The following is a 15,010-nucleotide window of genomic DNA, read 5'->3' as shown; positions in this document are numbered from 1 at the left end:
TATGATGAAAGTTTTAATAGCACCATCATTAATGTGTATGGACTTAACCAAATTTAATGAACAACTTGAGTTTCTAGATAAAAAAGTAGGCTATTTTCATATAGATATTATGGATGGACATTTTGTACCTAACTTAACTTTATCTCCTTTTTTTGTTAGTCAAGTACGTAAATTGACTAGCAAACCCTTAGATTGCCATTTAATGGTAGTTCATCCTGAAAATTATATTGATGAGCTTGCTAGAGCCGGTTGTGATATGGTGACATTACATGTAGAAACAATTTCAGGTCAAGCGTTCCGTATTATTGATAAAATTCAGAGATTAGGTATGAAGGTAGGTATTATTTTTAATCCTGAAAGTGCGATAGAAAATGCGAAATATTATTTACATAAAGCTAATAAAGTCACTGTTTTGACTGTGGATCCTGGGTTTGCTGGACAAACTTTTATACCGGAAATGTTAGATAAAATTGAAGAGCTTAAAGTCTTTAGGGAAAAAAACCAATTAACTTACCAAATTGAGGTTGATGGTTCTTGTAATCCTAAAACTTATCAAGCATTAATTGAAGCTGGTGCTGATGTTTTAATTGTGGGAACTTCAGGGTTATTTAACAATGCCGATAATATCATTGATGCTTGGAATATGATGGAAAAAGAAATTTCTCAATACTAGGAGTAAAAGATGAGCTTTATCGATGTTGTGGTAGGAGTTGATATGGGGGCAACACATATCAGAATTTGTGTTATGGATCTCAATCATCAGATTTTACTTATTAAAAAAGATAAAACCAAACAAGTGATTACTGACAATTTTATTGATGGTATAGCACAATTCTGTCAAAAATTTACACAAAGTAAACGTATTAAGCATATTGTAATTGGCTTGCCAGCAACGATTTCTCTAGATAGAAAGAAAGTATTATCTATTCCTAATTTACCTATCTTGGGAACAGAACTTGATTTGTTGACAAGTAAACTGAGCAAAAAATTTAATTGCTCAGTTTTACTGGAGCGTGATGTTAATTTACAAATGACATTTGATGTCCATCATTTTCAACTTCAAGATAAATTGGTCTTGGGAACTTATCTTGGAACAGGAATCGGTTTTTCTATTTGGTGTAATGGGAAATTATTTATTGGTGCTAACGGAGTTGCTGGTGAATTGGGACATATTCCTTATGGGGATAGTCAGATACAATGCAGTTGTGGAAATTATGGTTGTCTAGAAACTTGTTGTTCCGGAATCATCTTAAAAAATTGGTTTGAAGATAATCATTTTGATTTCCCAATTGAGCATATTTTTAAATATGAATGTCAAAATGCATTTATTCAAGATTATTTAAATAATATTGCTAAAGCCATCAGTACGACGGTTAATCTTTTTGATCCAAATTATCTAGTTTTAGGTGGTGGTATTATTGATATGCCATATTTTCCATTAGAACAACTGAAATTGATGATTGGTCAATATGTAAGAAAACCTCTTCCATATCAAAGAATAATTATATTAAAAGCTAGTTCATCAGCTACTAACGGTGCTATTGGAGCAGCAATTTATGCTTTACAAAAATTAAGGAAATAAAAATGAAAAAAATTTCAATAGGTTCAGACCATATTGGTTTAAAACATAAAAATTTCTTAATTGATAAGTTGAAAAAACAAGGGCATATACTCTTTGATAAAGGGACTTTTACGGATAAACGTACAGATTATCCTATTTATGCTAAGGCTGTTGCTGATTCAGTTATCATTGAAGAGTCTGAATTTGGAATTTTAATTTGTGGTACTGGTGTTGGGATATCCATTGCTGCAAATAAAATTAAAGGGATTCGATGTGCATTATGTAGTGACGAATTTACAGCATTAATGTGTAGGGAGCATAATGATACAAATATCATTTCTTTTGGCGCCAATATTATCACTCCTGAAAAGGCGTTAGCATTAGTGACTTTATGGATAAATACTCCCTATGATGCGGGAAGACATCAGCGCAGGTTGGAGATGATTGATAAATTAGAACAAATGTAATCATACTTTGTACTAGATGTACTAGATGTACTAGATGCGTGATGTTTTTTATCATTTTGTATAAAAAAATATCGAATACAGAGAATTTTAACTTTTTTTGTCAAAAGGGGTTGCAAAGGGTTTTAAAATGCCTATAATACGCCCCACACAACGACGCGACGTTGTACGAGATAGTAGATACACCTCGCGTCGTTGTTTTTTGTTCTTTAACAATCTAACAGACAATCTGTGTGGGCACTTGTTGATTGATTTCATTTAAAAAATTTTAAAATTGAAGTCTTAATAGGTGCTTAATACTGAAAATTCATGATACTTTTGAAGTAAATGTAAACTTTTAGCTAAGCAGTTTATTGAGCGATTGAACTTTGAATTGAAGAGTTTGATCATGGCTCAGATTGAACGCTGGCGGCAGGCTTAACACATGCAAGTCGAACGGTAGCAGGAAGAAAGCTTGCTTTCTTTGCTGACGAGTGGCGGACGGGTGAGTAATGCTTGGGAATCTGGCTTATGGAGGGGGATAACTGTGGGAAACTGCAGCTAATACCGCGTATTCTCTGAGGAGGAAAGGGTGGGACCTTAGGGCCACCTGCCATAAGATGAGCCCAAGTGGGATTAGGTAGTTGGTGGGGTAAAGGCCTACCAAGCCTGCGATCTCTAGCTGGTCTGAGAGGATGACCAGCCACACTGGAACTGAGACACGGTCCAGACTCCTACGGAGGCAGCAGTGGGGAATATTGCGCAATGGGGGGAACCCTGACGCAGCCATGCCGCGTGAATGAAGAAGGCCTTCGGGTTGTAAAGTTCTTTCGGTAATGAGGAAGGGATGTTGTTAAATAGATAGCATCATTGACGTTAATTACAGAAGAAGCACCGGCTAACTCCGTGCCAGCAGCCGCGGTAATACGGAGGGTGCGAGCGTTAATCGGAATAACTGGGCGTAAAGGGCACGCAGGCGGACTTTTAAGTGAGATGTGAAATCCCCGAGCTTAACTTGGGAACTGCATTTCAGACTGGGAGTCTAGAGTACTTTAGGGAGGGGTAGAATTCCACGTGTAGCGGTGAAATGCGTAGAGATGTGGAGGAATACCGAAGGCGAAGGCAGCCCCTTGGGAATGTACTGACGCTCATGTGCGAAAGCGTGGGGAGCAAACAGGATTAGATACCCTGGTAGTCCACGCTGTAAACGCTGTCGATTTGGGGATTGGGCTATATGCTTGGTGCCCGAAGCTAACGTCGTGATAAATCGACCGCCTGGGGAGTACGGCCGCAAGGTTAAAACTCAAATGAATTGACGGGGGCCCGCACAAGCGGTGGAGCATGTGGTTTAATTCGATGCAACGCGAAGAACCTTACCTACTCTTGACATCCTAAGAAGAGCTCAGAGATGAGCTTGTGCCTTCGGGAACTTAGAGACAGGTGCTGCATGGCTGTCGTCAGCTCGTGTTGTGAAATGTTGGGTTAAGTCCCGCAACGAGCGCAACCCTTATCCTTTGTTGCCAGCGATTCGGTCGGGAACTCAAAGGAGACTGCCAGTGACAAACTGGAGGAAGGTGGGGATGACGTCAAGTCATCATGGCCCTTACGAGTAGGGCTACACACGTGCTACAATGGTGCATACAGAGGGCAGCGAGAGTGCGAGCTTGAGCGAATCTCAGAAAGTGCATCTAAGTCCGGATTGGAGTCTGCAACTCGACTCCATGAAGTCGGAATCGCTAGTAATCGCAAATCAGAATGTTGCGGTGAATACGTTCCCGGGCCTTGTACACACCGCCCGTCACACCATGGGAGTGGGTTGTACCAGAAGTAGATAGCTTAACCTTCTGGGGGGGCGTTTACCACGGTATGATTCATGACTGGGGTGAAGTCGTAACAAGGTAACCGTAGGGGAACCTGCGGTTGGATCACCTCCTTACCTAAAATGAAGCGACTGCAAGTGTTCACACAGATTGTTTGGTAGATTGTGTCAATGAAGAGACAAAAAACCGAAATCCTTTTGGGTCTGTAGCTCAGGTGGTTAGAGCGCACCCCTGATAAGGGTGAGGTCGGTGGTTCAAGTCCACTCAGACCCACCACTCAAGCGAAAGCAAAAGAGTGAAGCGAAAAGGGATGACGGCGCATTGTAATGATGTGAATGGGGATATAGCTCAGCTGGGAGAGCGCCTGCCTTGCACGCAGGAGGTCAGCGGTTCGATCCCGCTTATCTCCACCAAATCATCATTGCTAAGTGTTTTGTGTAAATGGCATTAGTCTGGATAGATTAATGGTTCTTACATTAAGAATATTTAGCAATGATGAGCGAAAAATGGCGAAGCCATTTTGACTTGTCTTTACTGTTCTTTAAAAAATTGGAAACAAGCTGAAAAACTGAAGAGATTTTCGAAAGAAAGTCTGAGTAGAAAAATCTTGCATGAAAAAAGGCATGCAAGTGTTTAGCGTTTAAACACAACATCAAGGTGATGAAACTTGATTAATGCATTAGCAAAGGTTAATGGATTAATTGAGATTAAGTAAGAATACTTGAGGTTGTATGGTTAAGTGACTAAGCGTACAGGGCGGATGCCTTGGCAATCAGAGGCGATGAAGGACGTGCTAATCTGCGAAAAGCTTGGATGAGTCGATAAGAGGCGTTTAATCCAAGATATCCGAATGGGGAAACCCAGTAGATGAAGAATCTACTATCAATAAATGAATACATAGTTTATTGAGGCGAACCGGGAGAACTGAAACATCTAAGTACCCCGAGGAAAAGAAATCAACCGAGATTCTGTGAGTAGCGGCGAGCGAAAGCGGAAGAGCCAGTAAGTTTTAGCTAGCATATTAGAGGAATTGGCTGGGAAGCCAAATCAAAGAGGGTGATAATCCCGTACTCGAAAGTATGTTAGTGGAACTAAGCTTACGATAAGTAAGGCGGGACACGAGAAATCCTGTTTGAAGATGGGGGGACCATCCTCCAAGGCTAAATACTCCTGATTGACCGATAGTGAACCAGTACTGTGAAGGAAAGGCGAAAAGAACCCCGGTGAGGGGAGTGAAATAGAACCTGAAACCCTGTACGTACAAGCAGTAGGAGCGAGGGCAACCTTGTGACTGCGTACCTTTTGTATAATGGGTCAGCGACTTATATTTTGTAGCGAGGTTAACTGAATAAGGGAGCCGAAGGGAAACCGAGTCTTAACTGGGCGTTGAGTTGCAAGGTATAGACCCGAAACCCGGTGATCTAGCCATGGGCAGGTTGAAGGTTGGGTAACACTAACTGGAGGACCGAACCGACTAATGTTGAAAAATTAGCGGATGACTTGTGGCTGGGGGTGAAAGGCCAATCAAACCGGGAGATAGCTGGTTCTCCCCGAAATCTATTTAGGTAGAGCCTTGAGCGGACACCTTCGGGGGTAGAGCACTGTTTCGGCTAGGGGTCCATCCCGGATTACCAACCCGATGCAAACTGCGAATACCGAAGAGTGATACTCAGGAGACACACGGCGGGTGCTAACGTTCGTCGTGGAGAGGGAAACAACCCAGACCGCCAGCTAAGGTCCCAAAGTCTATATTAAGTGGGAAACGAAGTGGGAAGGCTTAGACAGCTAGGATGTTGGCTTAGAAGCAGCCATCATTTAAAGAAAGCGTAATAGCTCACTAGTCGAGTCGGCCTGCGCGGAAGATGTAACGGGGCTCAAATATAGCACCGAAGCTGCGGCATCAGAATTTATTCTGTTGGGTAGGGGAGCGTTGTGTAAGCGGATGAAGGTGGCTCGAGAGGGTTGCTGGACGTATCACAAGTGCGAATGCTGACATAAGTAACGATAAAACGAGTGAAAAACTCGTTCGCCGGAAGACCAAGGGTTCCTGTCCAACGTTAATCGGGGCAGGGTGAGTCGGCCCCTAAGGCGAGGCTGAAAAGCGTAGTCGATGGGAAACGGGTTAATATTCCCGTACTTGGATAAACTGCGATGTGGGGACGGAGAAGGTTAGGTTAGCAGACTGTTGGATGTCTGTTTAAGGTGGTAGGTGGAAGACTTAGGCAAATCCGGGTCTTTATAAACACTGAGAGCTGATGACGAGGTCTTAAGGGACTGAAGTAACTGATACCCTGCTTCCAGGAAAAGCCACTAAGCTTCAGGTTTATCTAAACCGTACTGAAAACCGACACAGGTGGTCAGGTAGAGAATACTCAGGCGCTTGAGAGAACTCGGGTGAAGGAACTAGGCAAAATAGCACCGTAACTTCGGGAGAAGGTGCGCTTACAGTAATTGTAGTCCCTTGCGGATGAAGGTGAAGTAAGTCGAAGATACCAGCTGGCTGCAACTGTTTATTAAAAACACAGCACTCTGCAAACACGAAAGTGGACGTATAGGGTGTGATGCCTGCCCGGTGCTGGAAGGTTAATTGATGGTGTTATCGAAAGAGAAGCTCCTGATCGAAGCCCCAGTAAACGGCGGCCGTAACTATAACGGTCCTAAGGTAGCGAAATTCCTTGTCGGGTAAGTTCCGACCTGCACGAATGGCATAATGATGGCCAGGCTGTCTCCACCCGAGACTCAGTGAAATTGAAATCGCCGTGAAGATGCGGTGTACCCGCGGCTAGACGGAAAGACCCCGTGAACCTTTACTATAGCTTGACACTGAACATTGAATTTTGATGTGTAGGATAGGTGGGAGCCTTTGAAGCAGTGACGCCAGTCATTGTGGAGGCGACCTTGAAATACCACCCTTTAACGTTTGATGTTCTAACGAAGTGCCTGAAACGGGTACTCGGACAGTGTCTGGTGGGTAGTTTGACTGGGGCGGTCTCCTCCCAAAGCGTAACGGAGGAGCACGAAGGTTTGCTAATGACGGTCGGACATCGTCAGGTTAGTGCAATGGTATAAGCAAGCTTAACTGCGAGACAGACAAGTCGAGCAGGTGCGAAAGCAGGTCATAGTGATCCGGTGGTTCTGAATGGAAGGGCCATCGCTCAACGGATAAAAGGTACTCCGGGGATAACAGGCTGATACCGCCCAAGAGTTCATATCGACGGCGGTGTTTGGCACCTCGATGTCGGCTCATCACATCCTGGGGCTGAAGTAGGTCCCAAGGGTATGGCTGTTCGCCATTTAAAGTGGTACGCGAGCTGGGTTTAGAACGTCGTGAGACAGTTCGGTCCCTATCTGCCGTGGGCGTTGGATGATTGATTGGGGCTGCTCCTAGTACGAGAGGACCGGAGTGGACGCATCACTGGTGTTCCAGTTGTCTCGCCAGAGGCATGCTGGGTAGCTAAATGCGGAAGAGATAAGTGCTGAAAGCATCTAAGCACGAAACTTGCCAAGAGATGAGTCATCCCTGACTTTAAGTCAGTAAGGGTTGTTGTAGACTACGACGTAGATAGGTTGGGTGTGTAAGTGTAGTGATACATTGAGCTAACCAATACTAATTGCCCGAGAGGCTTAACTATACAACGCTCAAGTGTTTTTGGGTGTTGAGTGAGACGTTAGACGAAAAGACGAAGAAGAGAAAATTACTTTAGACAGCTTGTTTTTGATTAAAGTGCGAGAGTGAAGAAAGCACGAAGGAAGAACAGAAGAATAGAGAAGACAAGAGAAGACATCAACCGAATATCTTGGCGGCGATAGTGCAGTGGACCCACCTAACTCCATGCCGAACTTAGAAGTGAAACGCTGTAACGCCGATGGTAGTGTGGGGCTTCCCCATGTGAGAGTAGGACACCGCCAGGTCTGAATGAGAAGAAACCTCAAGTAGAGATACTTGAGGTTTTTTTGTGTTTGGGGAGAGTGAGGATATGGGGAGAGTGTCATTCGTATAAAAAGCATGGAAATGAGGAAACCTCAGGGGCGCTATGCTGTGATTACATGCACGATGACCCATTGAGTGCTGCTAGATTTATTTTAGAATGTCATCAAGCTCAAAGCCTTTTGTCATCACACTTACACTTGGTGATGCTTCATATTGCCAAAGCATATCTCATGAAGCATTAGACAATTTCACTTCAATACTTTCCCCTTGTTTAAAGGTGAGGGGTAAGAAATCAACAGGGGAATCATTCACATAGGCGGAAATGAAGGTGACATCCAGAGCTTGATTTGTATCATTATTTATCTTGAGTGTTAGGCTTAATGCGAGGTCAGAGAGATATTCTCTATCCATAAAGTCACGGATATTTTTTGCTAATTTATCGCTTGTTTGAACATTTAAATAGTGATTTTTATAACTATAAATATTTACGTTATGTTTTATCTCTGAGCTATCATCCAATTTCCCCACAGCAATAGGGATTTCAAAACTTGCAAAAGAATTAAAGTTTTTTTGATAGCATTCTTTATAAACAGCATTATCAAAAACATTAGGAATTTTTTGTTGAATTTGAATAAGGGCATCGGAGGGCTTTCTAGAGTCTTCATGGCTAGAACATGTTGCAATCTCAACATTTAAGATACCACTTTCTACTTTAATTGGCTCATTCAATAAGGCTTTTAATGAGATATCTTTTTCTATTTCTGCTTTACATGCACATAACGCAACGATGCAACAAGAAAGTACAAGCGTTTTTTTCATTTTAGCACTCCTTACTAAGATCCTAGGCTCTGAATTAAGTTATACCTGATTCCAAATTTACTACATATTGTTTTTACGGTAAAGCATTCTTCCGTTGTCAGTTGGTAATGAGAAAAGCAATAGCTCTAACACGATAAACGATGCCGAGATGAATCCAAAAACAGTGTGTTTTTATGAAAGTAGGGGATTTTATATTTGGAATATTGAACATAAAGAAAAAGCCGACTTAACGTCGGCTTTTTTGTAATGCTATTTATCAATGGTGCCTAGGGCCGGACTCGAACCGGCACACCCGAAGGCGGTTGATTTTGAATCAACTGCGTCTACCAATTTCGCCACCCAGGCTAATATTGATAAAGAGCATCAAATTAGGTCTGTATTATACCTTTTCATTGATAGGTTACAAGCAAAAAATGATTTTAGATATTCAATTGTCTTTATTTTCATCAGTGTGGCTGTTCTCTCTTACTTTATTCAGGTGCAGTGAAGTAACCTTATAAAAATAAAGGTTTTTTGTTTAAATTTTAAATAACTTTTTTGTAAAAAGATCGTAGTTTCTTTTGAAAAAAAGACCGATTACAAATATAATTAAAAACTATTATCAATATTGATAATGATGGGGTTTTAACCATGACATTTATAAGGATAAAGTCAAGATGATGCTAAAAGCACAAATTGCAGATTATATTACACAAAATCCACTGGCAATTACTTTGGATATGGCTTTGCACTTTGGCAAACCTGAAGGTGAAATTTTATGTGCTTTACCTGATGAGTTTGTTCGAGTGTTTCCTGGGGAACGTGCGGAGGAAGTGCTTGCTGAGATCAGTAGTTGGGGGATTTTCACGACCATTATTGAAAAAGAAGGATCGATTTTTGAAATTAAAGACCGTTTTCCGACCGGGATGGTTGGGCGTGGTTATTATAATTTGAATATGAAAGATGAAGAAGGCACACTTCATGGCCACCTTAAATTAGATAACATCAGCAAAATTGCCTTTGTGAGTTTACCGTTTCGCGGTAAAGAAAGTTATAACATCGCATTTATTGCGAATAATGGGCAAACTATTTTTAAAGTTTATTTGGGGCGCGATGCTGAGCGTCAACTATTTCCAGAACAAGTTCAAAAATTTAAAGCATTTATTTAGAAGGTTAAAAAAGTAATGACAACAAATCGTCAAGAAGTATTACAAAATCGTTTAGGTCCAGAAATTCAAGAGTTAAAGGCACAATGTAAAACAGTCATGCTCGCTACTGTCGGTGAAGATGGTAATCCCAATGTGAGTTATGCGCCATTTGCAATTAATAATGGGGAATACCAAGTCTTTATTTCTACTATTGCACGTCATGCACGTAATCTACAAGAAGTACCAAAAGTTTCTTTAATGTTGATCGAAGATGAAAGTCAAAGTCGTCAGATTTTTGCTCGTCGTCGTTTATCTTTTGATGCGGTTGCGCGTGTTGTCGAGAGAGAAAGTGAAGAATGGCATTCTGGCGTTGAGGCACTCAAAGCAAGACATGGTGCATTAATGGATGAATTGTCTCGGATGAAAGATTTTCATTTGTTTAGTTTTAAGCCCTCACAAGGGTTATTTGTAAAAGGTTTTGGTCAAGCTTTCCAAGTGAGTAATGATGATTTAGTGAGCTTTGTTCACTTGGTTGAAGGACACCAAGAATAAATTTTGTCAACTTTTTAGGGTATTTACTTGAGGTTAGGAAAATGCGTACAACAACAATAAAATTTTCTGCAATTACATTGGCATTATTGAGTTATTGTGGGGCCATTTTGGCGGATAGTCATCAAGAGGCGACTGAACTTGATACGATTACCGTTTCTTCTCAACAAGATGAGATGAATATTAAAGAGAAAAAAGTCGGTGAAACTGTGAAAACGGCGAGTCAATTGAAACGCCAGCAAGTACAGGATAGTCGTGATCTTGTGCGCTATGAAACCGGTGTGACTGTGGTAGAAGCTGGACGTTTTGGTTCGAGCGGTTATGCCATTCGTGGTGTGGATGAGAACCGAGTGGCAATTACAGTAGATGGCTTACATCAAGCAGAAACCCTTTCTTCTCAAGGCTTTAAAGAATTATTCGAAGGTTACGGCAATTTTAACAATACCCGAAATAGTGTGGAAATTGAGACGTTGAAAGTCGCTAAAATCGCGAAAGGTGCTGATTCTGTAAAAGTGGGTAGTGGTTCTTTGGGAGGCGCTGTACTTTTTGAAACAAAAGATGCCAGAGATTTCCTGACTGAAAAAGATTGGCATATCGGCTATAAAGCGGGCTACTCAACGGCAGATAATCAGGGATTAAATGCTGTGACTCTTGCAGGTCGCTATCAAATGTTTGATGCATTGATTATGCATTCTAAGCGACATGGACATGAATTAGAAAATTATGACTATAAAAATGGCAGAGATATTCAAGGGAAAGAAAGAGAAAAAGCGGATCCTTATACAATTACGAAAGAAAGTACATTAGTGAAATTCTCTTTTTCGCCAACAGAAAATCATCGTTTTACAGTCGCTTCTGATACTTATCTTCAGCATTCCCGCGGACATGATCTTTCATATAATCTTGTTGCAACAACACATATTCAGTTAGATGAGAAAGAATCTCGTCATGCAAATGATTTGACAAAACGTAAAAATGTTTCCTTTACTTATGAAAATTATACTGTTACGCCATTTTGGGATACGCTCAAGTTAAGCTATTCACAACAAAGAATTACAACAAGAGCAAGAACAGAAGATTATTGTGATGGTAATGAAAAATGTGACTCTTATAAGAATCCTTTAGGGCTTCAATTGAAAGAGGGAAAAATCGTTGATCGGAATGGTGATCCTGTAAATTTACAGCTCGTTGATGGGAAACATCAAGTTGTAGATAAAGCTGGTAAGCCGTTTGATGTAACTTCTGGAACTAATTATGCTGCTTTTTCTGGTAAACAGTTGGGACCTTCTTATTTTTGGTTAGATTGTACTGTTTTTGATTGTTCTAAACCTGTAACAACATATAAGTATCGTTATAGTACAGAGACCCCAGTGAAAGAAGATATTCAATTAAATAAAACCATGGAAGTGAATGGGAAGACCTTTGCAACTTATGATATGGGAAGAGAACGAAGATATATCATTTTACCAAATTCTCAAGGTTACTTGCCTTTGGATTATAAAGAGCGTGATTTAAATACAAAGACGAAACAAATTAATTTAGATTTAACAAAAGCATTTACTCTCTTTGAGATTGAAAATGAACTTTCCTATGGTGGTGTTTACGCGAAAACGACCAAGGAAATGGTGAATAAAGCAGGATATTATGGGCGTAATCCTACTTGGTGGGCGGAGAGAACGTTAGGGCAATCATGGAATGGTACATTGAGAGAGTGTAAGACAAGTTCTTCATATAATGGGATGCTATGTCCTCGTCATGAACCATTAACCTCCTTCTTGATTCCGGTAGAAGCAACAACTAAGTCTTTATATTTTGCAGACAATATCAAGTTGCACAATATGTTAAGTGTAGATTTAGGCTATCGTTATGATGATATTAAATATCAGCCAGAATATATTCCTGGTGTGACACCTAAAATTGCAGATGATATGGTAAAAGGGTTATTTATTCCATTACCTGAAGGTGAAAAAGTAACTGTAGGGACCGTGGTATTTACAAAACCACTGACTCCTGAACAAATTCGTAAGAATGCGGAGGAAAATATTGCTTATATTGCACAAGAAAAACGCTTTAAGAAACATTCTTATTCTCTTGGTGCAACTTTCGATCCTCTGAATTTTTTACGAGTACAAGTAAAATATTCAAAAGGGTTTAGAGCCCCGACTTCGGATGAACTTTATTTTACCTTTAAGCATCCAGATTTTACGATTTTACCGAACCCCGTGTTGAAACCAGAGGAAGCAAAAAATCAAGAGATTGCATTAACAGTGCACGATAATTGGGGATTTGTTAGCACAAGTGTTTTCCAAACAAAGTATCGTCATTTTATTGATTTAGCGTATTTAGGTTCAAGAAATTTATCGAATTCCGTGGGAGGGCAGGCACAAGCAAGAGATTTCCAAGTTTATCAAAATGTCAATGTCGATAATGCCAAGGTTAAAGGACTTGAAATTAATGCACGTTTGAATTTGGGATATTTCTGGCATGTGTTGGATGGATTTAATACGAGCTATAAATTCACTTACCAACGTGGTCGTTTGGATGGTGATCGTCCAATGAATGCGATTCAGCCTAAAGCTTCTGTTTTTGGTTTAGGCTACGATCATAAAGAAAATAAATTTGGCGCTGATTTATATATTACACGTGTGAGTGAGAAAAAAGCGAAAGATACTTATAATATGTTCTATAAAGAACAGGGATATAAAGATAGTGCTGTTCGTTGGAGAAGTGATGATTATACGCTAGTTGATGCGGTTGGTTATATTAAACCGATTAAGAATTTAACGTTACAGTTTGGCGTTTATAATTTGACAGACCGTAAATACTTGACATGGGAATCTGCTCGTTCGATTAAACCATTTGGTACAAGTAATTTAATTAATCAGAAAACAGGCGCAGGAATTAATCGTTTTTACTCACCAGGTCGTAACTTTAAACTCAGTGCCGAAATCACCTTCTAATCCTAAGCCTGCGTATGCAGGCTTTCTTTTTAGGGAAAGTGCGGTGGATTTGACAAAGATTTATTGCTTTTCTGTAAATCAATGCTAAAATTCACACTTCTTTGTCGTAGCTGGATTAGAGATCGGCTAGCGATGTATTTTTAACTTAACTTTTAGGAGTTATCAAATGTCTCTAAGTACAGAAAAAAAAGCAGCGATCGTTGCTGAATTTGGTCGTGATGCAAAAGATACTGGTTCTTCAGAAGTGCAAATCGCATTATTAACTGCACAAATCAACCACTTACAATCTCACTTTGCAACGCACAAAAAAGACCACCACGGTCGTCGTGGTTTATTGCGTATGGTTTCTCGTCGTCGTAAACTTTTAGATTACTTAAAACGTACTAATCTTGAGCTTTACACTTCAACTATCGCTCGTTTAGGTTTACGTCGCTAATTTGTATTAGGATTTATTCCAAACAAAAACCCTTGATAACTTTATCAAGGGTTTTCTTTTTTCTGCATACTAGGCATGTTTAAATTATCGCAAAACACACCGCACATTTCGTGGAAAAGTGCGGTCATTTTTTTTTTATTTATTTTACTTCTTTAAACATGATCTCACTTGGGATCACCGAACCTTGCCAGTAAAGCTCAGTAGCGACTTTTTCAGCTAATTGCATAAACGATTGGGCAATGTCGCTTTCAGGTACAGCGACAACGGTTGGGATACCTTTGTCTAAATCTTCACGTAAGCGAATATGTAATGCCTGTTGTCCTAAAACTTTGACATTGTATTTTTGTGCAATGCGCTCAGCGCCGCCTGTTCCGAAAATCGTTTCTTGATGACCACAATTGCTACAAATATGCATCGACATATTTTCGATAATGCCTAAAACGGGTACAGAAACACGTTCAAACATCGCCACACCTTTAATCGCATCCAGTAAAGCAATATCTTGTGGTGTTGTCACCACGACCGCCCCCGTCACTGGAATTTGTTGAGAAAGGGTTAGCTGGATATCCCCTGTACCCGGTGGCATATCAATGACTAAATAATCTAAATCTGGCCATAAGGTTTCTTGCAAAAGCTGACTTAAGGCACTGCTTGCCATTGGACCGCGCCAAATCGTAGCATTGTCCGGTTCCATTAAGAAACCAATGGAATTGGCAAAGATATGATGAGCTTGAATGGGGGTAATGTGCTGGTTATCTGGCGAAGTTGGGCGTTGATCAGCAACCCCTAACATGTGTGGAATAGATGGACCATAAATATCGGCATCTAAAATTCCAACACGAGCACCTTGTTTTTGTAAGGCAAGAGCAAGATTGACGGAAATAGTGGATTTTCCTACGCCACCTTTACCCGATGTCACGGCAATAATATTTTTTACCCCTTTTACGGCTGGGTGGCTATTAGCGCGTTTTAATGTCGCGATTTGATAATTTAATTGCCATTTGATGTCTTTGCATTCTGCTAATGTGAGAAGTTCTGCTGAGAGAGTGCTCTTGAGTTGTTCGAATGCAGTATTCCAAGCAAACGGCATGCTGATTTCAATGCGTAACGTCTCACCGCCTTTTTCAATTTTTTTGATAGCATTTAGGCTGACGAGATCTTTTTGTAAGCTAGGATGTTGAAATTGTTGAAATGCGTTTTGGATAGCTTGTTTTTGACTGTCCGTTAAACTGTCAGAAAATAAAATTCCCATTGATTTTATCCCGTTATTTTTGGTGGCTAATTAAAGCCCTAGTTAATCACTCAACTATATTTAACCACGAAGCTGTAGAACTGTTAAGCAGAAATGTGGAAAAGCGCGGTTA

Annotated in this window: 9 protein-coding genes, 3 tRNA genes and 3 rRNA genes; 12 read left to right on the top strand and 3 right to left on the bottom strand. The window is 40.5% G+C overall.

Features of this window, described 5'->3' with window-relative positions:
- Position 1: 1 nt before the first annotated feature.
- From alsE to rrf, 8 genes are all read left to right on the top strand, one after another.
- Complete coding sequence (alsE, locus tag KPF51_RS06155; RefSeq protein WP_269199292.1) at positions 2–673, top strand: D-allulose 6-phosphate 3-epimerase; 672 nt, start codon at positions 2–4, stop codon at positions 671–673.
- Between the two features lie 9 nt (positions 674–682).
- Entirely contained in the window at positions 683–1,582 is a 900-nt protein-coding gene (gene alsK / locus KPF51_RS06150; protein ID WP_059246141.1) for an allose kinase, read from the top strand.
- 2 nt (positions 1,583–1,584) lie between these two features.
- A complete protein-coding gene (gene rpiB, locus KPF51_RS06145) occupies positions 1,585–2,028 on the top strand; it encodes a ribose 5-phosphate isomerase B (RefSeq protein WP_005754359.1) in 444 nt (147 codons plus the stop codon).
- Positions 2,029–2,395: 367 nt separating this feature from the next.
- Positions 2,396–3,940, top strand: a 16S ribosomal RNA gene (locus KPF51_RS06140).
- 83 nt (positions 3,941–4,023) lie between these two features.
- Positions 4,024–4,100 (top strand) — tRNA-Ile (locus KPF51_RS06135).
- Positions 4,101–4,161: 61 nt separating this feature from the next.
- A tRNA-Ala gene (locus tag KPF51_RS06130) sits at positions 4,162–4,237 on the top strand.
- A 320-nt stretch (positions 4,238–4,557) separates the two neighbouring features.
- Positions 4,558–7,456 (top strand): 23S ribosomal RNA (locus tag KPF51_RS06125).
- 164 nt (positions 7,457–7,620) lie between these two features.
- A 5S ribosomal RNA gene (gene rrf / locus KPF51_RS06120) occupies positions 7,621–7,736 on the top strand.
- Together the 16S, 23S and 5S rRNA genes with 2 tRNA genes alongside form the textbook arrangement of a ribosomal RNA operon.
- 247 nt (positions 7,737–7,983) lie before the next feature.
- Here rrf and KPF51_RS06115 read toward each other — a convergent pair.
- Together KPF51_RS06115 and KPF51_RS06110 are read right to left on the bottom strand one after the other, a co-directional pair.
- Positions 7,984–8,574, bottom strand: coding sequence for a hypothetical protein (locus tag KPF51_RS06115; protein WP_231113979.1), 591 nt, complete (start codon positions 8,572–8,574; stop codon positions 7,984–7,986).
- Between the two features lie 260 nt (positions 8,575–8,834).
- Positions 8,835–8,919: transfer RNA gene (locus tag KPF51_RS06110), tRNA-Leu, on the bottom strand.
- A gap of 311 nt (positions 8,920–9,230) precedes the next feature.
- On the opposite strand from KPF51_RS06110, the gene hutX reads away from it, so the two are divergent.
- From hutX to rpsO, 4 genes are all read left to right on the top strand, one after another.
- Positions 9,231–9,722, top strand: a complete 492-nt coding sequence (gene hutX, locus KPF51_RS06105) for a heme utilization cystosolic carrier protein HutX (RefSeq protein WP_005725592.1) — start codon at positions 9,231–9,233, stop codon at positions 9,720–9,722.
- Between the two features lie 15 nt (positions 9,723–9,737).
- Positions 9,738–10,253 carry a heme utilization protein HutZ gene (gene hutZ, locus KPF51_RS06100; protein ID WP_005751227.1) on the top strand — a complete coding sequence of 172 codons (516 nt, stop codon included), beginning with the start codon at positions 9,738–9,740 and terminating at the stop codon, positions 10,251–10,253.
- A 41-nt stretch (positions 10,254–10,294) separates the two neighbouring features.
- On the top strand, positions 10,295–13,210 hold the full coding sequence (locus tag KPF51_RS06095) for a TonB-dependent hemoglobin/transferrin/lactoferrin family receptor (RefSeq protein ID WP_061405928.1): 2,916 nt from the start codon (positions 10,295–10,297) through the stop codon (positions 13,208–13,210).
- 166 nt (positions 13,211–13,376) lie between these two features.
- Positions 13,377–13,646, top strand: coding sequence for a 30S ribosomal protein S15 (rpsO, locus tag KPF51_RS06090; protein ID WP_005721273.1), 270 nt, complete (start codon positions 13,377–13,379; stop codon positions 13,644–13,646).
- A gap of 139 nt (positions 13,647–13,785) precedes the next feature.
- Here the strand turns inward: rpsO and apbC are convergent, their stop codons facing one another.
- The gene (gene apbC / locus KPF51_RS06085; RefSeq protein ID WP_061405929.1) at positions 13,786–14,898 is read right to left on the bottom strand and encodes an iron-sulfur cluster carrier protein ApbC; all 1,113 of its coding nucleotides are present in this window, start codon (positions 14,896–14,898) and stop codon (positions 13,786–13,788) included.
- Positions 14,899–15,010 lie beyond the last annotated feature (112 nt).

The organism is Pasteurella sp. XG20 (assembly GCF_018968665.1).
GTDB classification, from domain to species: Bacteria; Pseudomonadota; Gammaproteobacteria; order Enterobacterales; family Pasteurellaceae; genus Pasteurella; species Pasteurella multocida.
The sequence above is the reverse complement of the archived record's forward strand: the minus strand, read 5'-3'. Positions and strand labels throughout refer to the sequence as shown.

Coding starts and splice junctions, on each gene's coding strand:
- rpiB (WP_005754359.1), top strand. CDS start 1,585: ATGAAAAAAATTTCAATAGGTTCAGACCATATTGGTTTAAAACATAAA.
- hutX (WP_005725592.1), top strand. CDS start 9,231: ATGATGCTAAAAGCACAAATTGCAGATTATATTACACAAAATCCACTG.
- alsE (WP_269199292.1), top strand. CDS start 2: ATGATGAAAGTTTTAATAGCACCATCATTAATGTGTATGGACTTAACC.
- apbC (WP_061405929.1), bottom strand. CDS start 14,898: ATGGGAATTTTATTTTCTGACAGTTTAACGGACAGTCAAAAACAAGCT.
- alsK (WP_059246141.1), top strand. CDS start 683: ATGAGCTTTATCGATGTTGTGGTAGGAGTTGATATGGGGGCAACACAT.
- KPF51_RS06115 (WP_231113979.1), bottom strand. CDS start 8,574: ATGAAAAAAACGCTTGTACTTTCTTGTTGCATCGTTGCGTTATGTGCA.
- hutZ (WP_005751227.1), top strand. CDS start 9,738: ATGACAACAAATCGTCAAGAAGTATTACAAAATCGTTTAGGTCCAGAA.
- rpsO (WP_005721273.1), top strand. CDS start 13,377: ATGTCTCTAAGTACAGAAAAAAAAGCAGCGATCGTTGCTGAATTTGGT.
- KPF51_RS06095 (WP_061405928.1), top strand. CDS start 10,295: ATGCGTACAACAACAATAAAATTTTCTGCAATTACATTGGCATTATTG.